The organism is Variovorax sp. 679 (genome assembly GCF_003952185.1).
Lineage (GTDB): Bacteria > Pseudomonadota > Gammaproteobacteria > Burkholderiales > Burkholderiaceae_C > Variovorax.
Genome location: NZ_RXFS01000004.1, coordinates 490,894 through 516,755, shown reverse-complemented (window position 1 = coordinate 516,755; position 25,862 = coordinate 490,894). Strand labels below are relative to the sequence as shown.

At 70.3% G+C, this 25,862-nt stretch carries 17 protein-coding genes; 7 read left to right on the top strand and 10 right to left on the bottom strand.

The window, feature by feature from the left end; all coding sequences use genetic code 11:
• Positions 1–120 precede the first annotated feature (120 nt).
• Positions 121–1,191: a phosphate/phosphite/phosphonate ABC transporter substrate-binding protein gene (gene phnD / locus EJO71_RS12795; protein WP_240651378.1), complete on the bottom strand. Its 1,071-nt coding sequence runs from the start codon at positions 1,189–1,191 to the stop codon at positions 121–123.
• Positions 1,188–2,225 (bottom strand): phosphate/phosphite/phosphonate ABC transporter substrate-binding protein, encoded by a 1,038-nt coding sequence (phnD, locus tag EJO71_RS12790; protein WP_125949081.1) that lies wholly within the window; start codon positions 2,223–2,225, stop codon positions 1,188–1,190. Before phnD (EJO71_RS12790) ends, phnD (EJO71_RS12795) begins: the two co-directional genes overlap by 4 nt.
• Positions 2,226–2,387: 162 nt before the next feature.
• On the opposite strand from phnD (EJO71_RS12790), the gene EJO71_RS12785 reads away from it, so the two are divergent.
• The 3 genes from EJO71_RS12785 (at position 2,388) to EJO71_RS12775 (ending at position 7,484) form a co-directional block, all read left to right on the top strand.
• A complete protein-coding gene (locus EJO71_RS12785; protein WP_125949080.1) occupies positions 2,388–4,277 on the top strand; it encodes a hybrid sensor histidine kinase/response regulator in 1,890 nt (629 codons plus the stop codon).
• A 166-nt stretch (positions 4,278–4,443) separates the two neighbouring features.
• A complete protein-coding gene (locus tag EJO71_RS12780; protein ID WP_240651377.1) occupies positions 4,444–5,502 on the top strand; it encodes an ABC transporter substrate binding protein in 1,059 nt (352 codons plus the stop codon).
• Positions 5,499–7,484, top strand: coding sequence for an ATP-binding protein (locus tag EJO71_RS12775; protein WP_125949078.1), 1,986 nt, complete (start codon positions 5,499–5,501; stop codon positions 7,482–7,484). Before EJO71_RS12780 ends, EJO71_RS12775 begins: the two co-directional genes overlap by 4 nt.
• Positions 7,485–7,816: 332 nt before the next feature.
• On the opposite strand, the gene EJO71_RS12765 is transcribed toward EJO71_RS12775, so the two are convergent.
• The gene (locus EJO71_RS12765) at positions 7,817–8,782 is read right to left on the bottom strand and encodes a helix-turn-helix domain-containing protein (protein WP_125949077.1); all 966 of its coding nucleotides are present in this window, start codon (positions 8,780–8,782) and stop codon (positions 7,817–7,819) included.
• 101 nt (positions 8,783–8,883) lie between these two features.
• Between EJO71_RS12765 and EJO71_RS12760 the strand changes: the two genes are divergently transcribed.
• Positions 8,884–9,522, top strand: coding sequence for a cysteine hydrolase family protein (locus EJO71_RS12760; RefSeq protein ID WP_125949076.1), 639 nt, complete (start codon positions 8,884–8,886; stop codon positions 9,520–9,522).
• A 12-nt stretch (positions 9,523–9,534) separates the two neighbouring features.
• On the opposite strand, the gene EJO71_RS12755 is transcribed toward EJO71_RS12760, so the two are convergent.
• From EJO71_RS12755 to EJO71_RS34310, 5 genes are all read right to left on the bottom strand, one after another.
• The gene (locus EJO71_RS12755; protein ID WP_125949075.1) at positions 9,535–14,934 is read right to left on the bottom strand and encodes a filamentous hemagglutinin N-terminal domain-containing protein; all 5,400 of its coding nucleotides are present in this window, start codon (positions 14,932–14,934) and stop codon (positions 9,535–9,537) included.
• Between the two features lie 2 nt (positions 14,935–14,936).
• Positions 14,937–16,667 carry a ShlB/FhaC/HecB family hemolysin secretion/activation protein gene (locus tag EJO71_RS12750; RefSeq protein ID WP_125949074.1) on the bottom strand — a complete coding sequence of 577 codons (1,731 nt, stop codon included), beginning with the start codon at positions 16,665–16,667 and terminating at the stop codon, positions 14,937–14,939.
• A 1-nt stretch (position 16,668) separates the two neighbouring features.
• Positions 16,669–18,711 (bottom strand): CHAT domain-containing protein, encoded by a 2,043-nt coding sequence (locus EJO71_RS12745; RefSeq protein WP_240651376.1) that lies wholly within the window; start codon positions 18,709–18,711, stop codon positions 16,669–16,671.
• A 249-nt stretch (positions 18,712–18,960) separates the two neighbouring features.
• Positions 18,961–21,180 carry a catalase HPII gene (katE, locus tag EJO71_RS12740; RefSeq protein ID WP_125949072.1) on the bottom strand — a complete coding sequence of 740 codons (2,220 nt, stop codon included), beginning with the start codon at positions 21,178–21,180 and terminating at the stop codon, positions 18,961–18,963.
• 24 nt (positions 21,181–21,204) lie between these two features.
• Complete coding sequence (locus EJO71_RS34310) at positions 21,205–21,357, bottom strand: hypothetical protein (RefSeq protein WP_164546813.1); 153 nt, start codon at positions 21,355–21,357, stop codon at positions 21,205–21,207.
• Between the two features lie 298 nt (positions 21,358–21,655).
• On the opposite strand from EJO71_RS34310, the gene EJO71_RS12735 reads away from it, so the two are divergent.
• A complete protein-coding gene (locus EJO71_RS12735; protein ID WP_125949071.1) occupies positions 21,656–22,474 on the top strand; it encodes a transglutaminase family protein in 819 nt (272 codons plus the stop codon).
• A 96-nt stretch (positions 22,475–22,570) separates the two neighbouring features.
• Positions 22,571–23,587: an intradiol ring-cleavage dioxygenase gene (locus EJO71_RS12730; protein WP_240651375.1), complete on the top strand. Its 1,017-nt coding sequence runs from the start codon at positions 22,571–22,573 to the stop codon at positions 23,585–23,587.
• 13 nt (positions 23,588–23,600) lie between these two features.
• Here the strand turns inward: EJO71_RS12730 and EJO71_RS12725 are convergent, their stop codons facing one another.
• Both EJO71_RS12725 and rpe read right to left on the bottom strand, forming a co-directional pair.
• Positions 23,601–24,593 (bottom strand): succinylglutamate desuccinylase/aspartoacylase family protein, encoded by a 993-nt coding sequence (locus tag EJO71_RS12725; protein WP_125949070.1) that lies wholly within the window; start codon positions 24,591–24,593, stop codon positions 23,601–23,603.
• A 94-nt stretch (positions 24,594–24,687) separates the two neighbouring features.
• On the bottom strand, positions 24,688–25,383 hold the full coding sequence (rpe, locus tag EJO71_RS12720) for a ribulose-phosphate 3-epimerase (RefSeq protein ID WP_125949069.1): 696 nt from the start codon (positions 25,381–25,383) through the stop codon (positions 24,688–24,690).
• A 60-nt stretch (positions 25,384–25,443) separates the two neighbouring features.
• On the opposite strand from rpe, the gene apaG reads away from it, so the two are divergent.
• The gene (apaG, locus tag EJO71_RS12715; protein ID WP_125949068.1) at positions 25,444–25,839 is read left to right on the top strand and encodes a Co2+/Mg2+ efflux protein ApaG; all 396 of its coding nucleotides are present in this window, start codon (positions 25,444–25,446) and stop codon (positions 25,837–25,839) included.
• Positions 25,840–25,862: the final 23 nt, after the last annotated feature.

Below are 25,862 nucleotides of genomic sequence, written 5' to 3'. Positions count from 1 at the left end.
TTCCGGCCCGGGGGACGGCAGGCAAATCCGCCTTAAGGCCTAGCTAATGGCCTAGGCGCGGGGATTTGGAGCTACGGCGAAGGGAGTAGAAAGAAGCGGGAAGAAAGCGGAAAGACCGGCTCAGCGGGCGGCGGCGCGCAGCGTCTCGACCTGCTCCGCGTAGGTCTTCTCGACGCGCTGCAGCCGCTGCTCGCGCGCGGCCTCGTTGACCCATGACGCCGCCATGGCGCGCTGCCTGCCGAGCTGGTGCTCCAGCCGCGCCTGGGGCAGCAGCGCGCTGTCGTCGGCCGCGACGTAGCCGTAGGCCGCGCGCAGGTTCTTGAGCACTTCGCGCTCGGCGTCTCCGCGCGCGCCCTTGCCCTTGCCGTAGCCGGTCAGGAAGTTCTGCAGCCGCGCCTGGAACTCGGGCGGGAAGTCGCGCCGCACCACCATCGGCGCGCCGGGCGGCGGCTCCGACTCCCACACCACCTGCAGCCGCCCGGCCTCCACCGGGAACTGCTGGCGGAAACGCTCGAGGTCGGTCGTGTTGTTGGTGGCCACGTCGGCGTCGCCGTTGGCCACGGCCAGCGCGGTGGCCTGGTGGGTGCCGACGAACTCGCTGCGAAAGCGCGTCTCCATCTCGATGTTGTTCGGCAGGAAGAGCTGGCTCTGCGGCACGATGAAGCCTGTGACGGAGCGGCTGTCGCCGCGCGCGAGCCGCCATTTCTCGGGCTGCGAGAGCACGCCCTCGAGCGTGTTGAGCGGCCCGGCCTTGCGCACCAGCAGCACGGCGCGGTGCTCGGGCACGTTGGAGTGCCGCGCGATCTGCGCCACCACCTTCATGCGCCGCTGCATCACGGCGTCGAGCGCCATCTTGGCCGAGAGGAAGGCCATGTCGATCTCGTCGCGGCCGATGGCGCGGTCGAGTTCCTCGTAGGTCGGCACCGAATACATGCTGACCGGCATGCCGAGGGCGCGGCCCATGTCGGTCATGAGCGGCGTCCACAGCGCGCGCGATTCAACGGTGCCGCCCAGCGGCAGCACGCCGAAGCGGATCATCCTGATGGCGGGCGGCGGCGCTGCCTTGTCGGGCGACGCGGCGGCGGCGGCGGTAGCGTGCTGCGCCGTGGCCGGCAGGACGGCGAAGACGAAGAAGACGAAGGCCAGCAGCACGGCCGCCGCGCGCCGAAGCCTTGCGAACGTCGTCGTCACGGCGAAACGTCCTTCAGCACGGCGACCTGGTCCGCGTAGCTGCTCTCGATGCGCTGCAGGCGGGCTTCGCGCGCGGCGTCGTTCACCCATTGCGCGGTCATGGCGTTCTGCTTCGCAAGCTGGTAGGCCAGCTTGGCCGCCGGCTGCAGCGAGCTGTTGTCGGCGGCCACGAAGCCGGCCAGGTCGTGCAGCGACTTGAGCACCGCGCGCTCGGCGTCGCCGCGCGGGCCCTTGACGCGGCCGTAGCCGGTCAGGAAGGTCTGCACGCGCTTGCGCAACTCGGGCGCGTATTCGCTGCGCACGACGATCTGGGCGTGCGGGATCAGCTCCGACTCCCACAGCACCTGCAGCCGTTCCGACTCGGCCGGAAAGCGCAGCTTGAAGCGCTCGAAGTCGGCGGTGTTGTTGGTGGCCACGTCGGCTTCGTTGTTGGCCACGGCCAGCGCGGTGGCCTGGTGGGTGCCCACGATCTCGCTGCCGAAGCGCGTCTCCATCGCGATGTGGTTCGGCAGGAAGAGCTGCAGCTGCGGCACGATGAAGCCCGACACCGACTGCTTCTCGCCGCGCGCCAGCCGCCAGCGCTCGGGCTGGTCCAGCATGTTCTTCAGCGAATTGAAGGGCGGCGCCTTGCGCGCGAGCAGCAGCGCGCGGTAGCCGGGCAGGCCGTCGTGCCGCACCACCTGCGCCACCACCTTCATGCGACGCTGGGTGACGGCGTCGAGCGCCATCTTCCCGGACAGGAAGGCCATGTCGACCTCGTTGCGCATGATGGCCTGCTCCAGCGCCTCGTACGAGTTGACCGACAGCACGCTCACCGGGCGATTGATGGCGCGGCTGAGTTCGGCCAGCAGCGGATCCCAGTCGCTGCGTGACTCGAAGGCGCCCCCCAGCGGCAGGATGCCGAAGCGCACCGGCCCGTCCAGCGGATTGACCTGGGCCGGGGCCAGCAGCGGCAGGCCCGCCAGCAATGCCAGGGCCACCGCGCGGAGGACCACTGCTGAGAATTCGGCGAATCGGCGCATGGAAGCCAGCATTTCAGGACCTAAAGACATAGGGCCGTTGCGCATCGGCGGGTCTAACATGGGCAGCGCGGACGCCATTAAATATCAATTGCCGACATTTTTTGTGATGTTTTTCCTAGCTTTCCCGCCCCGGATTGCCCTCATAAGCTCGGCGCCCATGCGTCCGAAGCCCCCATGAACTGGAATTTCCGCGTCATCCGCGGCCTGGCCCGCCTGACCTTCGCCCAGCAGCTGATCCTGCTGGCGATGGTGCCGGCGGCGCTGGCCACGCTGGCGGCAATCGCCGTTCTGACGCGGCAGCACTTGGGCAACCTCACCGAGCTGATGCGCGCCAATGCCCAGACGGTGGCGCTGCAGGTGGCCACGGTGGCGCAAGCGCCGCTGGCGCGCATGGACCGCCGCGCGCTGGCCCGTACCGCCCAGTCGGGCACCTACCAGCCCAACGTGCAGCAGGTGCAGATCTGGACGGAGGACGGCGAGATCGTGGCCAACTCCGAGACCGTGGACCGCGCCCGCGGCGACGGCCTGCAGGTGGTGGTGCCCATCGTGGGCGACGACGGCCGCCACAACGGCAAGGTGATGGTCGAGATGAGCCTGGCCGCCGTGCAGAGCGCTCGGCGCTCGGTCTGGTTCAACGTGGGGCTGGTGCTGGCGATCAGCCTGGTCGGCGTGGGCCTGGCGGGCTGGTGGGCGGCGCGCCGCATCAGCGAGCCGATACGCGCGCTGGGCGACGCGGTGGACCGCCTCGGCGCGGGCGAGAACGCGAGCGTGGCCATCGAGGGCACGGCCGAGGTGCGCCACCTGCAGCACGGCTTCAACCAGGCGGCGCGCGCGCTCGCGGAGAGCCACCGGCTGCTGCAGAGCCGCATCAACGAGGCCACGGCCGAGCTGGCGCGCAAGAACCAGCAGCTCGAAGTGGCGAGCCAGGCCAAGACCCGCCTGCTGGCCGCCGCCAGCCACGACCTGCGCCAGCCGCTGCACGCGCTCACGCTGTTCTCCGACGGGCTGGCCAACGGCGAGAACGACCCGGTGAAGCTGCAGCGCATCGGCCACATCCGCGAGTGCGTGGATTCGCTCGACCGGCTGTTCTCGGAGCTGCTGAACCTGTCGCAGCTCGACGCCGGCGTGCTGCAGCCGCAGTGGATCGACTTTCCGCTCGACCGGCTGTTCGAGGAGATCAGCCGCAACTTCCGCCCGGTGGCCGAGCAGCAGGGCCTGCGGCTGGTGGTGCGCAAGACCGACACGTGGGTGCGCTGCGACTACGTGATGCTCTCGCGCATCCTGAACAACCTGGTGTCGAACTCGCTGCGCCACACCATCGAGGGCGGCGTGCTGATCGGCGCGCGGCGGCGCGGCCGGGGCGTGCGCATCGACGTGGTCGACACCGGCGTGGGCATCGCCGCGCAGCACCAGGCGCGGGTGTTCGAGGAGTTCTACCAGGTGGAGCCCGCCGGCCGGCAGGCGGCGCGCGGCGCGCGCGGCATGGGGCTGGGCCTGGCCACGGTGCAGCGGCTGGCCGAGCTGCTGAACACGCGCGTCGAGCTCAGCTCGAAGCTGCACAAGGGCACCTGCGTGCGGGTGCTGGTGCGCTCGGCGCCGGCCGCGCTGCCGGCCCCCGCCGCGTCGCCGGCCTTCGCCGCCATCGAGGAGGAGGAAAGCCTCGCCAACGTGCGCATCCTTGTGATCGACGACGAGCGCACCATCCTCGAAGGCCTGACGGTGGTGCTCTCCAACTGGGGCGCCGAGGTGCTGCCCGCGCAGACCCGCGCCGAGGCGCTGGCCATGGCCGATGCCTGGGAGCAGCCGCCCGACGTGGTCATCAGCGACCTGCTGCTGCAGGGCGGCGACAACGGCCTCGACGTGATCGCCGCACTGGAGCGCCATCCGCGCGGCATCGGCGCCGGCACCGCGCGCCTGCTGGTGACCGGCGAGACCAAGCCCGACCGCCTGCGCGAAGTGGCGAGCGCGGGCATCACGGTGCTCTACAAGCCGGTGTCGCCGCGCGTGCTGCGCCAGGCCATCCAGGCGCAGCGCGCGGCGGCTGCCCAGGCGGTAGGTGCGTAGGTACGCCATCGGACATAGGCCGAGCGGCCATTTCCCCGTGGAATCCGTCACGCCGGCAGGCCCCCTCCGGCACTGACATAAGCCCTCCGCCTTATCGCGCAAAGCAGGGGGCGTCCTTACATTGGATCATCGCCCCTCGCTGCGGAAGCAGTCCATGTTTGTTGCCGTGAATTCCGTTCTCCCGCCCTTCTTTCGAAGGCTGCGGCGCGCCGTCCGCACCGCGCTGGCCGCGGGCCTCGCATGCGCCGCGGGCGTGGCTTTCGCGGCGGTCAATCTCACGGTGCTGATGGGCGACGACATGGCGGCGTCTTCCGAGTTCGTGCAGCAGCTGCGCGCGGACCAGGAGCCCGGCGGCAAGTTCGAGCTGGTGCGCCTCGCGCCCGGGGGCGCGGACCCGCAGGCGGCCGCCGAGCCCACCGACACCGAGCGCGCCGCGAACGCCGGCGTGCGCACGCGCAGCCTGCGCAGCGCCTCCGCCTCTTCTTCCGTCGACATACCGCTCACCATGGCCGTCGGCCCCGCCGCCGCGCGCGCCGCCGTCGAGCGCCCGGGACAGGAGCCGCTGGTGCTGGCGATGCTGAGCCGGCTCGAGTACGAGACCCTCAAGGCCTCCAGCCCCGCGCTGAAGCGCGGCGACCGCCGCGTGGGCGTGCTGCTGCGCGATCCGGCCATGGCCGACCAGCTCGCGCTGGTCAACGCGGTGCTGCCGCAGAAGCACCGCCTGGGCGTGGTCGCAACGCCCGAGTCTGAGCCGCTGGTGCGCGAACTGCAGCGCGCCGCGCAGGGCGCGAACCCGGCCTGGGACCTGCGCGTGGAGTACGCGCCCGACGCGAGGTCTCTCGCCAACGCGCTGCGCCAGGTGGTGCCGCAAAGCGACGCGCTGATGGTGCTGCCCGACCTGATCGGCGACAACCAGGCGGCCACGCTCTCGGTGCTGCGCGCCGCCGCGGGCGCCGGCCTGCCGGTGTTCGGCGCCAGCGAAGGGCTGGTGCGCTCGGGCGGACTGGCGGCGGCGGTTTCCACGCCGTCGCAGCTCGCGCAACAGGCCCGGCTGCTCGGCCAGAAGGTCGCGAGCGCCGGCACGGGCTCCGGCAACAGCAACGCCCCGCTGGTCGAGGCCGCGACGCCCGCCACCGTGCGCGTCAACGCAACCGTGGCGCGCGGACTCGGCCTGCGCCTGCCGGAGGAACGGGAACTGACCGACAGGCTCGCGGCCCCGCGATGAGCACCGCCGCACCTCCCCACAGCCTCGCGGCGTCCACCGGGCCGGAGGACGCCGCCGCGCCGCGGCCGCCGCCTCCGACCCAGCCGACCCCGTCGGCCCACACGCTCGTCGTGCGCGGCAACCTGCAGCGCGACCTGTTCCGCCTCGGCGTGGTGCCGTGCGCGGCGGTGGCGCTGGCGCTCACGGGCTGGTTCACGCACAACCGGCTGCAGACCCTCGAGGCCGCCTTCGACGCCGAAGGCCAGGCCGTGGCGCGGCAGGTGGCGGCCATGTCCGACCTGAGCCTGTACGCGGGCGACGTGCCGGCGCTGCAGAACGTGGCCAACGCGGCGCTGCGCGGCGGCCAGGTGACGCGGGTGGAGATCAGCAACAGCGCGGGCGTGTACGTCACGGCCGGGCCCAAGACGGCGTCGCTCGCGCAGCTGCGCATGTTCACCTCGCCGGTCACGCTGCGCGAGGCTTCGCGCGCCAGCGCCTTCGCGCCCGCCGGCTCCACCGCGGCGGGCGACACGCCCATCGGCCTGGTGCAGACCTTCCGCGACACCACCGCCTACACGCGCGAGCGCGGCCGCTCGCTCATCGCTGGCATCGGCATCGCGCTCGTTGCGCTGATCGCGGCGTGGGCCTCGGTGCGCCACATGGCGCGCACGGTGGCACGGCCGCTGCGGCGCGTGTCGCGCACGGTCGCCGCGCTGGAGGCCGGGCATTTCGAGGTGCGCTGCGACGTGGTGGAAGGCGGCACGCGCGGCACGCACGAGCTCGCGGTGCTCGCGCACGACATCGACCGCCTCGCCGAACGGCTGCAGCGCAACCGCCAGGTCAGCGAGGAGCGCGTGCGCGAAGCCACCGCCGTCGCGCTGCAGCGCATGGCCGAGGCCGAGCAGGCGGCGCTGTCGCGCGCGCGCTTTCTCGCGGCCGCGAGCCACGACCTGCGCCAGCCGCTGCATGCCATGGGCCTGTTCATCGACGGCCTGCTGCCCGGCGCCTCGTCCGCGCAGCGCCCGGCGGTGCTGCGGCTGCAGGAAAGCACCGAGTTCATGGGCGTGCTGCTCGACGACCTGCTCGAGATCTCGCGGCTCGACGCTCAGGTGCTGACGCCGGCCATCGCCAAGGTGCCGCTCGCGGAGCTGTTCGACCAGCTCGACGCGCAGCACGCCGCAGCCGCCGTCGAGGCCCGCGTGCGGCTGCGCTGGAGCGATCGCGGGCTGGCGGTGCGCAGCGACGCGGCGATGCTGCGGCGCATCGTCGGCAACCTGGTGACCAACGCGCTGCGCCACGCGCCCGAGGGCGGCACGGTGCTGGTAGCTGCGCGGCGCGCCGCGGGCGGCGTGCGCATCGAAGTGCGCGACAACGGCGTGGGCATCGCGCCCATCCACCAGGGCCGCATCTTCGAGGAGTTCTACCAGGTGGCGAACACCGAGCGCGACCGGCGCCGCGGCTTCGGGCTGGGGCTGGCCATCTGCGCGCGCATCGCGGCGCTGCTGGGCACGCGCATCACGGTGCGCTCGGCGCTGCAGGCGGGCAGCACCTTCGCCTTCACGCTGCCGGCCGCGCGGCTGGCCGACGTGACGCCGCCCGAGCCGCCGCCGCTGGCTCCCGCGCCGCTGGTGGGCCTGCGCTGCCTGGTGGTGGACGACGACCCCGTCATCCTCGACGGCAGCCGCACGCTGCTGGAGCAATGGGGCTGCCAGGTCGAATGCGTGAACTCCGGCGCCGAGGCCATCGCCCGGCTGGGCACCGGCGACATCCACTACGACGCCGTGCTGTGCGACCTGCAGCTCGCGGGCGACGGCGACGGCGTGGACGTGATCGACGCCGCCAAGCGGCTGCAGCCGGAGGCGCTGGCGGTGCTGGTGTCGGGCGCCACCGGGCCCGAGGTCCTGCAGCGGCTGCGCCATGGCGGTGTGATGCTGCTGACCAAGCCGGTCGCACCGGCCAAGCTGCGCGCGCTGCTCACCACGCGGCGGCAAGTTGCTGTCTGACCCCCAGGCTTCGCGCACTTCGTGTCGCTTCGCCACCCCCCCTTCCAGGGGGCGATACCTGCGGCCCGGCAAAGCCGGTTCCGCGAGAGCTTGAACTCACCCCCAGGCTTCGCGCACTTCGTGTCGCTTCGCCACCCCCCTTCCAGGGGGCGATACCTGCGGCCCGGCAAAGCCGGTTCCGCGAGAGCTTGAACTCACCCCCAGGCTTCGCGCACTTCGTGTCGCTTCGCCACCCCCCTTCCAGGGGGCGATACCTGCGGCCCGGCAAAGCCGGTTCCGCGGTATCCCTGGCATTCAGGGTTTCCTGATGCGAAGCACGCCCTCTTTCTCATTCATGCGCGCGAGAACTGCTGGCGATACGCCGTGGGCGACAGCTTGAAGGCCGAGACGAAATGCTTGCGCAGCGACACCGCCGAGCCGAAGCCGGCGCCGGTGGCCACGCGCTCCACCGGGTGGTCCGTGGTTTCGAGCAGCCGCTGCGCGAGCGCGAGGCGCTGGTTCTGCACCCACTGGCCGACGGTGGTGCCGGTGGATTCGCGAAAGCGCCGCGTGAAGTTGCGCCGGCTCATGAGCGCGCGCCGCGCCAGGTCGTCGAGCTCGTGCGGCGTGTCGAGGTTGCTGCCGAGCCATTCGAGCAGCGGCGCTAGACGGTCGCGCTCGGCCATGGCGGGCACGGGCTGCTCGATGTACTGCGCCTGCCCGCCCTGCCGGTGCGGCGCCACCACCATGCGCCGCGCGGCGCGGTTGGCCGTCTCGGCGCCGTGGCGCACGCGCAGCAGGTGCAGGCAGCAGTCGATGCCCGCGGCCGTGCCGGCGGAGGTGAGCACGCTGCCGTCGTCCACGTAGAGCACCTCGGGCTGCAGCTTCACCTTCGGATACTGCCTGGCGAAGATGGGCGCCAGCTTCCAGTGCGTGGTGACGGGACGGCCGTCGAGCAGGCCCGCCTCGGCCAGCACGAAGGCCCCTAGGCAAAGGCCCATCACGGTGGCGCCGCGCCTGTGCGCGGCCTGCAGCGCGCGGATCAGCTCGGGCGGCGCCACCGAGCAGTCGTCGTGCCATGAAGGCACGACCACGATCTGCGCGCGGCGGATGGCTTCGAGCCCGTGCGGGACGACGAGCGCGAAGCCGGCGTTGGTGCGCAGCTCTCCCGGCTCGGGCGCGCACACCTTCACGCGGAAGCGCGACTCGCCGGTCTCGGTGCGGTCTTCGCCGAAGACCATGCAGGGCACGGACAGGTGGAAGGGACTGATGCCGTCGAAAGCGACGACGGCGACGGTTTCGGCGGTTTGCTTCAGCATGGCCCGATCTTATCGATGAATGGCTTTCGGGCCACTGTCGGAAAACGAGGCCAAGGCGAAGAATCAGGCCATCCGAACAACCGAAGAAAGAGGAGCCTTCCATGAGCACAAGCACAGCAACCCCGCGCCGCGCCCTCGTCGTGATCGACGTGCAGAACGAGTACTTCGAAGGCGGCGGCCTGCCGATCGAGTACCCGCCCATCCTCGACACGCTGCCGAACGTGACGAAGGCCATGGACGCCGCCCACGCCACCGGCACACCCGTGATTGTGGTGCGCCACCATGCGCCCAAGGGAGCACCTGTGTTCCAGGCCGACACGCACAACGGCCAGCTGCATCCCGAGATCGCGAAGCGGCCGCACGACCACCTCGTCACCAAGAGCTTTCCGAGCGTGTTCACCGGCACCGACTTCGCCGACTGGCTCGCGCGCCACGAGATCGACACGCTGAGCGTGGCCGGCTACATGACGCAGAACTGCGACGCATCGACCGTGTTCGAGGCCATGCACCGGGGCCTGAGCGTGGAGTTCCTGTCTGACGCGAGCGGCGCGCTGCCCTACGAGAACGCGGCGGGCAAGGTCACGGCGGAGGAGATCCACCGCGTCTTCAGCGTGGTGTTCCACAGCAACTTCGCGGCCGTGACCACGACGGATGCGTGGATCTCCGCGATGCGCGAGGGCCAGGTCATTCCGAAGGACAACGTCGTCCTGTCCAACCGCCGTGCACGCGGCCTGGCGTAACCCGGTCGCCGGCTAGAAGTCGGCGCAGCCGTTGCGCTTCTCGGTGTCGACGCAACTCGACAGGTTGGGCCGCGAGCGCACGCGCGACCATTCGCGCGCCAGCACGTCGCCGCCCTGCGTCGCGCGGTCGCCTTCCAGCGGCCCGGTGGCGAAGCAGATCGGCGGCGGGCCGATGTTGCGGTCGTACACCCATGTGGCGGGCAGGTCGCGCAGCGCATCGGGCCGCGGCAGGTTGGGCACGCCGCCGACGAACAGGTTGCCCGGCACCACGTTGACCCTGTAGCCCTCGGCCGAGGTGAAGGCGCCGTTGATCGGGTACACGCCCGGCGGGCTCGGCTGCAGCGCCGGCGAGAACATGAAGCCGGCGAAGCCCGCGCCCGTGTCGCCCAGGATCAGCCCGGTCACGAGGTAGCTGAAGAGCGGATTCGGATAGCCGAAGGGCCGGGTCGCATTGGCGATGAGCACCGTGGCCACCGGCTGCTGCGCGTAGATGAAGTGGTTGGCGCCCGCCGGAATGCTCACGGCGCACAGGCCCGAGTAGGCGCAGTGGTACAGGTTGGGATACAGCCCCGAGCCCGCGAGCCCGCCGCGCGTCTCGCCCACCCAGGTGTCGGCCCACACGCGCCACGGTGCGCCGGCGATGGTGTAGCCGCCTGTGTTCTGGAAGCGCGAGGCCGCCACCAGGTCGACTCCATTGGTGCTGCTCACGTTGGTGCCCAGCAGCAGGTCGCCGCTGAGCGTGCGCACGAACACGGTGTCGGCCGCCATCGAGGTGGCGGACACCACCTGCGGCGCATTGCCTGCGGCGTCGTAGCCGGTGACGCTCACCGACCCGAGCTTGACGGTGTCGACGTCCACGTACCGGAAGGCGCCGGCCGCGCCGCCGCCCACGGTGTCGGCGCTGACGTTGTTCGCCGCCTGGTCGAGCAGCACGCTGCCGCCGGTGGAGCGCGCCAGCAGCGTGCCGGCGGTGATCGGTGCGGAAGCGGTCTGCGTGATGTTGCCTGCCGAGATCAGCCCGATGGTCGACGCGGTGAGCGCGCTGCCGAGCTGGATGCCGCCGCCGGCGCCGTTCTGCAGGGTCAGCGCACCGGGCACGGTGAGCGGCCCGACCACGCTGATGTTGCCCGCGTGCGCATTGCTGCCGGCCACGATGGTGGGCGCGTCGAGCCGCGAGAACTCGGCGGCCGACACCGCGAAGCCGGTGGCCGCCGTGCCGCCCAGCGTGATCGTGCTGCCCGTGCGGTCGACCGCGTTGCCGGCGGCATCGACGCCGCCGGGGCGCAGGTCGAGCACGTTGCCGGCGCGCACCGTGCCGGTGAGCACGAGCGCGTCGGTGCTGCCGTCGTTGCTCGCGCGCAGCACCACGTTGCGGTTGCCGTCGATGCGCCCGCCGGTGCCGAGGGTGACACCCGTGCCGTTGGCCTGCGACTCGCCCGCCACGTCGATGTCGCCCGCGCCCAGCGTGGTCACCAGCGCGTTGTTGGCGATCAGCACGCCGCCTGACGTGCTGCTCATGGGACCGGGCGTCACGAGGCCACGGATGCCGATGTTGCCGTCGACGCTGCGCACCGTGACGTTGCTGAGGTCGACGGCCTGCACGGCCAGCGGGCCGGTGCTGGGGTCCGTCACGCCGCTGCCGATGCCGACGATGGAGATGTCGCCGCTGGTGGTGAGGATCTGGCTGGGCCCCGTGCCCGCGCCGATGCGCACGCCGGTGCCGCCGGGCGCCGTGCCCGTGATCGACACGTCGCCGGTGCTGCTCTGGATGGTCGCGCCGCTCAGCTGCACCGTCGCGGTGAAGCCCGAGAAGGTGGGCATGCCGCGCTTGCCCGTGATCTGCACCGAGCCGCCGGGGCCCGCGTCGCCCAGCGCGGTGGTGCGCGTGTCGATCGTGGTGTTGGTGATCGAGACGGCCTGGTTGCCCGTGGGGCTGGTGTCGGCCGTCATCGTGACGTTGCCGCCGTTGGTGGCGATCTTCGCGCCGCTGAGGAAGATCGATCCGTTCTGCCCGCCCACGCCCGCGTTGAACACCACGTTGAGCGCGCCGGAGTTCGACTGGATCGAGTTGTTGCTGAAGGCGTTGATGTTGTGCGCCGCGTCGAGCTCGAAGGTGAGCGGCGTGGCGCCCTTGCTGCGCACGATGGCGGCGTCGGCCGCGAAGGTGATGTTGCCGTCGGTCGCGACCCCGCCGGTGCCGGTGGTGATCGTCACGCTGGTGCCGCCGTCCAGCGCGTTGTTGATGTCGCCGTCCTGGATGGTCGAGTTGGCCAGCGGATCGAAGGGGTTGCCCGTGAGGCTGCCCGAGGCGGTGCCGTGCGCGATGTTGACGTTGTAGGGGTCGATCGTCCACTTGCCCGCCGTGCCCATGGGTGCCGAGGCATCCACGCGCAGGCCGGTCAGATCGAAGTGCGGAGCCGAGGTCTCGATGTTGCCGCCGTTGCCTCCGCTGGCACCGCCGCGTGCCGACAGGCTGCCGTAGCCGCGCAGCGTGTCGCCCGCGATCACGTTGATCGTGCCGCCGTTGCCGGTGGCCGACTTCGCGTCGGCGCGCAGGCTGGCCTGGTCGCTGATGGCGATGGTGCCGGTGGCGCGCACGTCGATGGTGCCGGACTGGCCCGCGCCGCCCGCGTCGATGGTGGTCACGTTGTCGAACGAATCGAGCACCAGCACGTTGCGCCCGGCGAGGCTGACGGTGCCGCCCGCGCCTGTGCTGCTCGACACATCGAGCACCGGCAGGAAGACGGTGCCCGAGGGCACGTCGCGCACATTCACGCGCCCCACGCGCACGTCGCCGCCGCGTCCGTCGATCGCGATGCGCCCGCCCTCGGCGCGCACGGTGCCGCCTGCTTCCATGGCGAGCGCCACCGCCGATGCGTCGCCGCCGATGGTCGCGGTGCCGTTCGCCACGTCGAAACCCTTGCCGCCCGCCGTGCCGGAGATCGATATGTCGCGCCCCTTGCCAGCCGTGATGCTGCCGCCGAAGATGGTCACGCCGTTGCCGGCGGCGTAGGTCACGCCGGCGCCGCCGTTGGCAGCCGACGCCGAGGTCAGGAAGGCGCTGTTCGCGGTCAGCCCCTGCATGTCGCTGCCGGTGCCGTCGATGGCCACGCGCCCGCCTGCGTCGATGGTCGCGCCGCGCATCGAGATGCCGCCGATGTTGCTCGTGGTCACGTCGGGGAAGGAGCTGTCGACGAAGTCCACCGTGCCGCCGTACACAGCGACAGGGTCGGTGGCGGTCCAGCTGCGCGAGCTGCCGGTGATGCTCACGTCGCCGGTGCCGGTGCGCAGCACCGTGTCGTTGCTCTCGGTGCTGTCCATCAGGACGCCGCCCGCGCCGATGCCGCCCGCGCCGGTGATCGAGATGTTGCCCGCGCCGGTGGTCAGGCTGCTGCCCGAGACTTGCACGCCGTCGGAGCTCACGTAGTAGCTCGGATCGCCCGCCGAGGTGCTGGTGCCCTGCCCGCGCAGCGTGATGGAGCCGCTGCCGCCACAGTTGCCGGAGGCCATCGCGCAGGTGTTCAGCGAGCTGTCGAACAGCGAGATGCCCGCGCGCCCGACATTCGGCCCGCCATCGGTGGGCGCGATGCCGCCGACCGCGTAGCCGTTGACCGGATCGCCCTGGCCGTAGAAGCGGATGTTGCCGCCGTTGGTGGCGATGCTCGCGTTGTCGAGCTCGATCACGCCGCCGTTCTTGCCGCTGTTCGAGTTGGCGTCGAAGTCCACGTGCAGCGCGCCGCTCTCCGAGCGGATCGAGGAGCCGCTGCCCATGCGGATGTCGCGCAGCGAATCGACCGTGAGGCGCGCGTCGCGCCCCTCGGACTTGACGATGCTCGCGTTGTCCTGGAACACCACGTCGTTCGACTCGCCGTCGTTGGAGCCGGTGCGCAGCTTCACGTCGGTGGAGCGGCCCAGCGCATTGCCGATGGCGGTGGAGCTCACGCGCGTGTCGGCCGTGTTCAGCCCGTAGTCGTTCGGGTCGTACGCCGGCACGGTGTTGTCCACGTTGAGCGTGCCCTTCGACTCGACCACCCAGGTGCCGTTGGCGCCGCTCGCGCCGCCCGCCGCGTCGATCTGCGCGAGCTCCGTCACCTCGACCTGCCGGGCCGTGGTGGTGATGGTGCCGCCTGCGCCGCTGCCCGCGCCGCGCGCCTGGATCTGGCCGGAGACGTGCGTGTAGTCTGCGCTCAGGCTCACCGTGCCGCCCTGGCCGTTCTCGCCGGTGGCGTTGGCGCGCAGCGCCGAATCGGGCGACATGCTCACCGCGGCGTTGCCGGTCACCTGGATGCTGCCGCCCTTGCTTCCGCTGGCGTCCGCCGTCAGTCCGGACAGCCGCACGTAGTCGGCGCTCGCGGTGATCGAACCGCCGGCCACGCCGGCCTCGGAGCCGGTCGCGTCGATGGTGCCACCCAGCAGCATCTCGTTGCTGCGCGCGCTCGACTGGCCGCCGTCGAGCACGATCTCGCCGTTGCGCGTGGACAGCGAGCGGGCGCGGATCACCCCAGTCTGGCTCACCACGAGCTGGCGAGCGTCCACGTCGGCCGCGGCCGCCATCAGCACCACGCGGCCACCGTCGGCCGTGACCTTGCCGGTGCTCGTGTTCATGAGCTGTGCAGTGGTGGTCTTGTCGGTGGCCTGCAGGTCGGCGAGCTTGAAGGTGGTCTGCCCGTCCAGCGGCACCTTGAATGTGGTGAGCCCGTCGCCGTCGAAGTCCAGGTTCATCGAGAGCTTGCTGGCCGACACCAGGCCCACCGAGCCGCGCGCAACATTGATCTCGCCATCGTTGCGCACCGAGCCGCCGACCAGTGCCACGGTGCCGCCCGGCGAGGCGGTGATCGAGGCCCCCTGCTCCAGCCGCACCTGCGCCACGCTGTTCGCCGGCCCCACGAAGACCAGCTGCTCGCTCTTGTCGAAGGCCTTGTTCTCCGAGCCCGCGGGCATGAAGTTGCTGTTGGCGATGTCCAGCGTGGAGGCCACAAGCCCGCCCACGTTGACCGACGAACCGTTGCCGAACACGATGCCGCTCGGGTTGATGAGAAACACGCTGCCGCCCGGCAGGTTCGGATTGCCGATCAGCGATGTCCTCAGCGCGCCGTCGATGCGCGACGCCTGGATGGTCACGCCGTCGCCCACCACGCGGTTGAGCAGCACGGCGCGCGTGCTGGGCTGCGCGATGTTGACCGTGCCGCCCGCGCCGATGGAGAAGGTCTGCCAGTTCGCGATGCCACGCATCATCGGCTGGTTGATGCTCATCACGCTGCCGCTCTGCGTCATGGTGACGCCGCCGGCAATGGAGTTGAAGCCCGTGGGCAGCACCTGCGCCATGGCCGGCGCGGCGCCCGCGCAGATCAGCGACAGCGCGATGGGCCGCAGCTGCAGCCGCCGTTGTGTGAATCGGTTGCGTTGCTTCATGGTCAGAACGCCTTGATGAGCTGCACGTAGAGGCGCGGGTTGCGCCCGCCGCCGTCGGTCTGTGCAGGCGGCGTGCCCGCGCGCCAGGCCAGCGTCGCGTTGATCGAGAAGTTGCCCGGGCGCGACCAGCTCAGGCCCACGCCGTAGCCGCGCAGGCTGTGGCTGTTGACGCCGTCATAGGGCGTCGGGTTGCGCACGATCTTTCCGTGCGCGGCGTCGTAGAACAGGAAGGGCGTGAGCTCCTCGTTGAACGACCAGCGCCATTCGACCGTGCCGATCACGCCCTGGTCCACCAGCAGTTCGCCGGAAGGGTAGGCGCGTACCGCGCGCGCGCCGCCGAGCGCGAGCTTTTCCGAAGCGTCGAGGTTCTTGCTGGCCCACTGGCCGCCGACGGACAGGTACAGCGAATGGCGCGGCACGATGGCCTGCAGTCGCGAGAACTGGAAGCTCAGCTTGGTGAAGCCGCCTTCGGTGTGATGGCCCGTGACGCCCCGGTCGAAGTCGCGGCTTTCCGGATCTCGGATCGAGAGGTTGCCGTGGTACAGCGTGCCGGAGCTGGCCCAGTAGCCGCCGCCCAGCAGCTCGTCGCGGCGCTCCCAGGTCCAGCCCAGGCTGAGGCCGTTGACGCGCTTCTTCGAGTTGAAGTCGGCCGCGCGCAGTTCGTCGGTGAGGTCCTTCACGTCGACGCCCAGGCGCAGGAACAGGTTCTGCTGCCGCTGGCGGATCACCGGGTAGCTCAGCGAGAAGTCGAGCACGTTGGCGCGGCCGCGCGCATCGAGGTCGGCGAACTGGCCACCCAGCTCGTAGCTCACGCGCGAGAGGCCCACGCCCGCGCGCAGCCCGCTGGTGCCGATGGGCGCCTCGTAGGCGATGCGGCCGAACTGCAACGCGTTGCTGTTGGAGACCATCAGGCGCATGTCGAGGTTGTCGCCGATGCCGAACGGGCTGAGCCAGCGCGCGGTCCCACCGACGCGATAGCGGCCCGACTCCTTGGTGCCGTGGTTGTCGCCCTCGGCGGTGAAGGCCCAGCGCGGCGCGGCGGTCACTTCCACCGCGAGGTCGGTGGTGCCCGGCTGCGTGCCTTCCTGCAGGCCCGAGGACACCTTGATGCCGGGCTGGTCCGACAGCAGCAGCATCGCGCGCTCGTAGTCCGGCGCGCTCACGGCGGCACCCGGCTGCAGCGGTGCGAGGAAGCCGCGCACGCGCGACTCGGCAATCGGCGCATCGGGCGCGACCGTCACGTCGACCTTGCCGAGGCGGCCCTCGATCACGCTGATCTCGACGATGCCGTCGCGCACCGTCTGCACCGGCACCACGGCCTGCGCGAGGAAGTAGCCTCGCTCCTTGTAGCGGGCGGTGATGGCCTTGGCGAGTTCTTCCAGGTCGGTGAGCGTGACGTCGCGGCCGATGTACGGGCCGGTGATGGCCTGCAGCTCCTCGTTGCTCAGCGCCTTCACGCCGTTGAGGCGCAGGTCGTTGAGCTTGAATGTCGCGCCTGCTGCACCACCCGTGTTGCGGGGCGGCGCGGGCAGGCTCTGCGGGGCGACGGTGCCGGTCGGGGCCTGCGCAATGGGCCGGTCGCAACTGCCGCAGGGATCCTTGGTGGGCAGCAGTTCGGTGCCGCTGCTGTCCGCATCGGCGGCGTGCGTGCGCTGGGCCGCAATCAGCAGGGTCGCGCCGACGAGGGCCGTGACAGCGAAGGCGATCGGTGTGGGACGTTGACGGACTTTCATTTCAACTCCCGACCGTCAAGCGCCAGTTGCCGATCAGGTTGAACGGCGCCCAGAAGAAGGGATGGGACATCTTGGGATCCTTCAGCACCGCGAGCTGCCCGGCCTGCATGGCCTTCTGGATGTCGCGGCCCTTCGAGAGCTCGCCGTAGAGCGTGCTCATGAGCACGGCCGTGGCGTCGTCCGACACCGGCCACAGCGAGGCGATCAGGCTGGAGCTGCCGGCCGAGAGAAACGAGCGCGTGAAGCCCAGCACCTCGTCGCCCTGCGCGATGCGACCGAGACCCGACTCGCAGGCCGAGAGCGTGACCAGCGCGGTGCTGTCCATCGGCAGCCCGAGGATCTCGTGCGCCTCCAGGAAGTTCTGCTTGCCGCCCTCGTTGGCCAGCAGGATGCGCGAGTACAGCGGATCGACGGCGTCGGCCTCGGCGTGCGCCGCCACGTGCATCAGCGGCGAGCGCGCGGCCACGTCGCGGAACTGGGTCTTGGTGGCGGCCGCGCCCATGTACACCGCGTTGCGCGGGAACAGTCGCGCGAGCTGCTTCACCTCGGTCTCGGCGCCGGGCAGGTCGTACTTGTCCTCGATGCGCGGATTGCCGAATGCGGTGAGCGATGCGTTCACGCGCGGCGTGCGCTGCGCGAGCTGCACCGCGATGCTCATCGACGGCGCCACCGCCACCGGGTGCGTCTCGATGATGTAGCGGCCGTCGAGCCGAAGCGCCTGGAACGGCAGGTAGTGCAGCGGCCCGTGCGGCACCACGATCAGCCGCTGCCCCGGCGCAAGCCCGAGCGGCCCGAGCAGCGCGGCGCCCAGCTTGTCCGCATTGGTGATGGCGGTGCGGCGGCCACGCACGATGGAATTGCGGAAGGTCTCGACCAGCTCGTTGAGCTCGTCGCGCTTCACCGCCACCGTCTTCTCGGCAATGCCGTCCGGGCTCACGACCCACACCACGAGACGGTCGGGCAGCGAATGGAACTGCACCACGCGCTCGTCGGCCGCCAGCGTGCGCTGCAGCGTGGCCAGGTCGACGGTGGTGGCGGCCTGCTCGTTGATCTTCGCGCGGCCGCGCACCGCGTCGAGCAGCGCGCGCGAGCGGCTGTGCTCGCTCACCTCGAAGGCCTGGCGCGCATCGCCCGCGTCGCTGTAGATGGCCACGCCGCGCTCGAACACCGTCTGCAGGTCCGAGAACAGGCCCATCTTGAATTCCTCGCTGCGGAACCTGGCGCGCACCTTGTCGACGTCGCCCAGCGCACGGCCCACGGCCTCGGCGGCGGCCTGTTTCTGGCCCAGCGCGAGTTCGCTGCGCGCCACGCCGTCCCAGGCCCAGAGGCGGTAGTACTCGGTGTCGGCGCCCACCTGGCGCGCGGTGAGCGCGCGGTACGCATCGCGCGCTTCGGCGGGCTTGTTCTCGGCCAGCAGCAGGCGCGCGCGGGTGCGGTCGAGCTGCGCGGTGAGCGGCGCGTCCTTCGGCGGAGCCATGGTGCCGAGCACCTCGCGCGCCCGTGCCGGGTCGCCCGATTCGATCAGCGCATTGACCAGCGATGCCTGCACCAGCGGCGCATAGCGCTGCGAACTGTTGGCCAGTGCCTCGTCATAGCTGAGCACCGCGCCGGAGTAATCGCCGCGGCGCGAGCGCACGTCGCCGATCACCTTCTGCACGGGGCCGACCACCAGCTTGGGGTCGCGCGCCTGATGCCTGAGCGCTTCGCGTGCGAATTCCTCGGCCTTCTCGAGCTGGCCCGAGTAGCTGTAGACGATGGCCAGGTCGCGATTGGCCATGGCCATCAGGTTGGGATCGTTGGTGGCGTTGGCCAGGTGCAGCGCCTTGCTCGCGGCGCGCACGCTCTGGCGGAACTCGCCCGCCTCGGCCAGCGCGACGGCCTGGCTGCAGTACTGGTAGCCCGAGAGCTTGACCGAGTCCTGCCCGTAGAGCACCGCGCCTTCGCTGGTCAGGGCCAGCAGGGTGTCGGTGTCCGCAAGGCGGGCCTGCTCCATCCTGCTGGCCGCGGCCTCGGCGCTCGTCGCCTGCTGCTGCGCCGATGCCACGGAGCCGTAGCCCGCGAGAAGAATGCATGCCAGACCGAGTGCACCCGCGACTCCCGCACGGCGACGTGCAGGGCACTCCCATCCCCATCTCGAAAACCACGCCATTGGACCCCCGCCCGTGGCCCATGCAGCCGCTGTGCCGCGGATGCTCGACGCGGCGAAAGTGCGCGCCGTTCAGGCCTCGTGGGGGCGAAGTCTAGGAGTGGCCTTTTGCCGCGCCTATTCGCAATACGGTCTAGCGCTAAAGGACTAAGCTGGCACGGCGTCGGTGTTCGCGCGGTCCCAGTGCCGGTGCTTCGCGATGGCGGCGATGAAGCGGTGCGCGATGTCCGTCGCGCTCGTGCTGTCGCCCAGGTTGGTGACCGGCGTTGCGGCCACCACCAGGCCCGCGGGCAGCTCGTCGGCCGGCGTGTCTTCGGCGATGCCGAGCGTGGACAGCAGCCGCGCACCCTCGCCCACCGTGCAGATCGCCTTGCAGTGCTTGTAGGCCTCCAGCACGAAGTGCACCGCGTCGCCGATGGCCGCGAGCGCGGCGGCGCCTTCGCTGCCGGCCGGCACCAGCACGGCGTCGAACATCACCGAGGGCGTGTTGGCGAAGGTCGCGTCCACGTCGATCTGGCGCTTCGATGCGCTGGCCACGGTGCCCAGTCGCGGCCCCACCACCTTGCATTGCGCGCCGGCCTGCTCGAGCGCGTCGCGGATCGGCTTGAGCGAGGCCGAGTCGACGCCATCGGCCACGAGGATCGCGACCTTGCGCGTGCGCACGGATCCGTCGCCGCTGCCGGCCATGCTCAGCGCGGGCGACTCGTCGACGGGCAGCTCGATGCGGTGTTCGCGAAAACCCGCACGGCCGGCCGCGGCCTTCGCATCGGGCTCGCCGATGCCCAGCGGTTCGGCCACGCGGCGCGCGAGTTTCTCGTCGACGTGCGCGAGGTTGTCGACCACGCGCTGGCGGATGGCCGGCACCTCCAGCTTCGACAGCTCGAAGCGGAAGGCCGCGACGATGTGCTCCTTCTCGGCCGCGCTCTGGCTCTCGAAGAACAGGCGCGCCTGCGTGAAGTGGTCGTCGAACGAAGCGCTGCGGCGCCGCACCTTGGGCGGTTCGATCTCCTCGGGGAAAGACTGGAAACCGTGGCTGCCGCCGTCCACGCGGAACTCGGTGCCGCTGCCCAGCGTGTTGGGCTCGTAGGCCACCTGGCCGCGCGCGATGATCTGGCGGTGCATACCGTCGCGCTGGAAGTTGTGGAAGGGACACACGCCCTTGTTGATCGGCAGCTCGTGGAAGTTGGCGCCGCCCAGGCGCGAGATCTGCGTGTCGGTGTACGAGAAGAGTCGCCCCTGCAGCAGCGGGTCGTTGCTGAAGTCGATGCCTGGCACGAGGTGGCCGGGGTGAAAGGCCACCTGCTCGGTCTCGGCGAAGAAGTTGTCGGGGTTGCGGTTGAGCACCAGCCGGCCGATCTTCTGCACCGGCACCATCTCTTCCGGAATGAGCTTGGTGGGGTCGAGCAGGTCGAAGCCCAGTGAATGCTCCCTGTCCTGCGGAATCAGCTGCACGCCGAGCTCCCACTCGGGGAAGTCGCCGTTCTCGATGGCTTCCCACAGGTCGCGGCGGTGGAAGTCGGCGTCCTTGCCGGCGATCTTCTGCGCCTCGTCCCATGCCAGGCCGTGCACACCGAGCTTCGGCTTCCAGTGGAATTTCACGAAATGGCTCTCGCCGCGGCTGTTGACGAGGCGGAAGGTGTGCACGCCGAAGCCTTCCATCATGCGCAGGCTGCGCGGGATGGCGCGGTCGCTCATGGCCCACATCAGCATGTGGGTGCTCTCGGGCATCAGCGAGGCGAAGTCCCAGAAGGTGTCGTGCGCGCTCGCGGCCTGCGGCATCTCGTGGTGCGGCTCGGGCTTGACGGCGTGGATGAGGTCGGGGAACTTCATCGCGTCCTGGATGAAGAACACCGGGATGTTGTTGCCCACGAGGTCGTAGTTGCCCTCGCGGGTGTAGAACTTGACGGCGAAGCCACGCACGTCGCGCACGGTGTCGGCCGAGCCGCGCGAGCCGGCCACGGTGGAGAAGCGCACGAACACGGGCGTCTTCGCGTCCGGGTCCTGCAGGAAGTCGGCGCAGGTGAACTGCGACATCGACTTGTAGACCTGGAAGAAGCCATGCGCCGCCGAGCCGCGCGCATGCACCACGCGCTCGGGAATGCGCTCGTGGTCAAAGTGCGTGATCTTCTCGCGCAGGATGAAGTCTTCCAGCAGCGTGGGGCCGCGCGCGCCGGCCTTCAGCGAGTTGTGGTTGTCCGGCAGCTGCAGGCCCTGGTTGGTGGTGAGGGTCGTCGGGTGCTCGACGGTGAAGCCCTCGAGCTGCTGCTGCTTGGCGCTGCCGGCTTCACCCGCCCTGGCGGTGCTGGCGCGGCGGCCGGCGGCGGCCTTGTTCTGGGGCGACATCGTGGACTTGCTGGAATCTTTCATGGGATGGGAATGAAGGACAGGCGTTCAGCCTGTTCCGTTGCCGCCGTCGAGGAACATGTCGAGCACGTTGACCACGGCGACGAGACAGATGCAGCCCGCCACCGCGGCGACGGACCAGACGAGGATCTCGTCGCCCCAGCTGCCGGCGAGCGAGTCGAAAAGCGTTGAAAACTCCATGGTTCCCCTCCAGGGCGGCAAGCGAAATGCAAGGTTATGTTTCGCATGGTCCGCGCCCCGTAGTGGCCGCCCTCCCACCGCTGTGGGAGAAGGAATGCGCACAAGGTAGGAGTGCGCCGACAGCGCATCGCGCGCGCCTACGCAGCTTCGAGGGCCATCGCCGCAGCGGTGAAAGGGTTCGTCGCATAGGATGGGTCGGCGACGGCATCACGGCATCTTTCGTGCTTGTCGCTCACTGCCTCGCGCACCGGCCACTTCACCAGGATCGCCCGGATAGCACCGGGAAGAAAGTATCTCCATGCAGATCAGGATCGGTTTCGACATCGAACTCGGCGTCACCGCGCCCACGGCCGTCATCTACATGCTGCAGGTGCATCCGTCGCACGCCGGAGCCCTGCAGGGCGGAGAGCACATCACGCTCACCCCGCCGCTGCCCACGGACCACTACCAGGACGGCTTCGGCAACAGCTGCGCGCGCGTGCATGTTCCTGCGGGAGTGAGCAACGTGCGCCTGCGCAACCATGCGGTGGTGTACGACACCGGCTGGCCCGACCCCGTGGACCTGAGCGCCCGCGAGCACGCCGCAGCCGATCTTCCGGTGGAAACGCTGCCCTTCGTGCTGCCCAGCCGCTATTGCGAGGTCGACAGCGAGCTGCTGGCGTTCGCCTGGGCCAACTTCAGGAACGTGACGCCCGGCTGGCCGCGCGTGCAGGCGATCTGCGACTTCGTGCACCGGCACCTGCGCTTCGACTACGCGAGCGCGCGACCCACGCGCACCGCGCTGGAGGGTTTTCGCGAAGGCACGGGCGTGTGCCGCGACTTCGCGCACCTGGCGATCGCGCTGTGCCGCTGCATGAACATCCCGGCGCGCTACGTGACGGGCTATCTCGGCGACATCGGCGTGCCGCCCGTGCGCTCCCCGATGGATTTCAGCGCATGGTTCGAGGCCTACCTGGGCGACCGCTGGCACACCTTCGATGCGCGGCACAACACGCCGCGCATCGGCCGCGTGGTGATCGGGCGCGGGCGCGACGCGGCGGACGTTCCGATCACGATGGTGTTCGGCGCGAACGAGCTGCGGCGCTTCGAAGTCACGACCGAGGAGGCGACCGGCTAGCAGGCAACGGCCTCGCAACAAGCTGCCATACGGTGAAATCCGCGAGCAACATCGCGGCCCGACGCTCGCCGCTCCAACCACGATCGAGGAGCAAAAGTGTCGATTCCAGAATACCGGCAGCCCGGGCAGAACCACAACCACAAGCACGGCCGGAGGCACGCGGTCGCCGAACCGGTGCACGGCCACAACCTGGCCGACGATCTTCCGCTGATGGCTGCGCAGCTCGGTCTCCAGCGCCGCCGGGCGCTGGCGTGGCTCGGCTCCGCCGCCGCGGCCGGCCCGGCGCTTCTGCTGGGCGGCTGCGGTGGCGGCGGAGGAGGTTCCGACGCAAGCAGCAGCCTCGCGGGGCTGGTCGCGGCCTCGGGCACGACCTCGGCGAGCACGACGACGCCGGCCACTTCCACGTCGAGCTCATCCACGACCACCGGCAGCAGCACGAGCAGTTCCAGCAGCAGCAGTTGCACCGCGCTGCCCGGCGAGACGGCGGGGCCGTATCCGGCGGACGGCACCAACAGCTCGTCGGGCTCGACCTCCGACATCCTCACCGCCAGCGGCATCGTGCGCAGCGACATCCGCAGCAGCTTCCTCGGCACCACCACGCAGGCGGGCGGCGTGCAGACGACGCTGACGCTCACGCTGCTGAACACCTCATCGAGCTGCGCGCCGCTTTCGGGCTACGCGATCTACCTGTGGCACTGCGACCGCGACGGCAACTATTCGCTGTACTCGGCGCCCACCGAGAGCTACCTGCGCGGCGTGCAGGTGACCGACAGCAACGGGCAGGTGACGTTCACGACGATCTTTCCGGGCTGCTATTCGGGCCGCTGGCCGCACATCCATTTCGAGGTGTTCCAGAGCCTTTCCACCGCCACGACCGGAAAGAACTCGGTCCTGACCTCGCAGCTGGCGATGCCCAGTGCCGTGTGCAGCGCGGTGTACCCCTACGCCACGGGCTACACAAAAAGCGTGGCGAACTTCGCGGCGATCAGTCTCTCCACCGACAACGTGTTCGGCGACAACACCTCGGCGCAGATCGCGGCGATGACGCCGACCATGAGCGGCAGCGTCGCCGCCGGCTACACCGCGACGGCGACCATCGGCATCGCGCGCTGAGCCGAAGGCGCGGTCAGGTCACCGCCCCGAGCCGGCGTTCGCTCGGGTGCGCGAAGTAGAACCACTCGGCGCCCGGCAGCGCCATCGCGTTGGGAAACACGATGAAGCCGTCGTCGGGCGCGCTCACCAGCGTGCCGTCGTGGCGCATGCCGATGGGCTCGCCGCGCTGCACTTCGTCGAAGGTGGCCCAGTCGCGCACGAAGCTGTCTTCCTCGTGCAGGCGGTCGGTCACGCTGGCAAGGCGCAGCAGCTTCGGCGGCTGCGCGGGGCCGCCCGAAAGCCCCTCGGGCAGCTCGGCCATGCCCAGCAGCGCGAGCGTGCGGCGGATGGCGCGCCACGCGACCTCGGGCGCCTGCGGGTCGAGGTGCTGGCCGCATTCGAGCGTGACGCCGTAGCCGCCGCGGCTGCGGATGTATTCGTTGGTGCCGCGGCCGAAGTCGAGTTCGGCCTCGCTGGCCGGTGCACCGCCCGCGCGCTGCGCGAGGCCGGCGGCGTAGATGTCGAGCCAGCCCTCCACCACGATGGGCGTGCCGATGTGCAGCGCGAGCTGGCCTTCCTCGAACGAACGGGCGAAGGGCTCCAGCGTGCCGCTGTTGTCGCGCGGGCCGATCATGGCGAAGGCCTCGCCCTCGCTCTGGAAGGAATGCAGGTCGAGCAGCACCTCGTGGCGCTCGATGAGAGGGGCCAGCACGTTGGTCACGCGGGCCTCGTAGTCGGCCGGCGCCTCGGTGGGACGGAACAGGCGGTTGAGGTTGCGCTCGCCCTCGCGCTGCAGGCGCCGCCGCGCGAGCGGGTTGGCGACGGGCACCATGGTCAGCTCGCCGCGCAGCAGCCGCAGCGAGCCGGCCGCGAATTCGGCCAGCACGCGCTCGATGCCCAGGGTGCCGGAGACTTCGTCGCCGTGCACGCCGCCCATCACGAGCAGGCGGGGACCGGGGTTCAGCGAGGCGAAGGCGTGGATGCGCAGGCTGTCGGTGGCCACGCCGGCAAAAGGATCGGAAGACATCGGGGGATTATTGCGGAGCCCTTTCCCTGTCCGCAAAAGCGCTATTCATTCAATAGCAACCGGCGGCCCCGCGACCGCCTTGCCGCGACCCGGTTCAGGCCTTGGCGACGCCCGCCAGCTGCTTGCGCATGTCGGTGATGACGGCGCCGTAGTCCTTGGCATTGAAGATCGCGCTGCCGGCCACGAAGGTGTCGGCGCCGGCCGAAGCCACGCGCGCGATGTTGTCGGCCTTGATGCCGCCGTCGACCTCCAGGCGGATGTCGCGCCCGCTCTGCTCGATGCGCTTGCGCGCCTGCTCGATCTTGCGCAGGGCCGAGTCGATGAAGCTCTGGCCGCCGAAGCCGGGGTTGACGCTCATGATGAGGATCAGGTCGATGTCGTCGATGGCCCAGTCCAGCGCCTCCAGGCCCAGCCCCGGGTTGAACACCAGCCCGGCCTTGCAGCCGGCCGCCTTGATGGCCTGGATGCTGCGGTGCGTGTGGGGCGAGGCGTCGGGGTGGAAGCTGATGTAGTCAGCGCCCGCTTGCGCGAAAGAGGCTGCCAATGCGTCGACCGGCTGGATCATCAGATGCACGTCGACGGGCACCGGGGTGCCGTCGGCGGTTTTCGCGTAGGGCTTGAGCGCCTGGCAGATCATCGGGCCGAAGGTCAGGTTCGGCACGTAGTGGTTGTCCATCACGTCGAAATGGATCCAGTCGGCGCCGGCCGCGATCACGTCGGTCAGTTCTTTGCCGAGGTGCGCGAAGTCGGCGGACAGGATGGAGGGCGCGATGCGGAACGGGGTGCTCATAGCCCCTGATTCTCGCAGCCGGCGCAAGCCCGACCAAAGGCCTCCGTTACCATGCGCCCCATGTCACACAGCCCCTTCAGCGTACAAGTCGAGCCGCGCTACCTGGCCGACCAGTCTTCGGCCAAGGACAACATCTACACCTTCTCGTACACGGTCACCGTCACGAACACGGGTTCGGTGGCCGCCCAGCTGATCGCGCGCCACTGGCTCATCAACGACGCCTCGGGGCATGCGCAGGAGGTCAAGGGCCTGGGCGTGATCGGCCAGCAGCCGCTGCTGGCACCGGGCGAATCCTTCCGCTACACCAGCGGCTGCCGCCTGCAGGCGCCCAGCGGCACGATGCACGGCAGCTACTTCGTGGTGACGGAAGAAGGCGAGCGCTTCGACGTGCCGATTCCGATGTTCGTGCTCGAAGCCGACATCGGCGGAGCCCCGGTCTCTCGCGTCCTGCACTGAGCGCAGCGCCCTCTCTTTTTCTT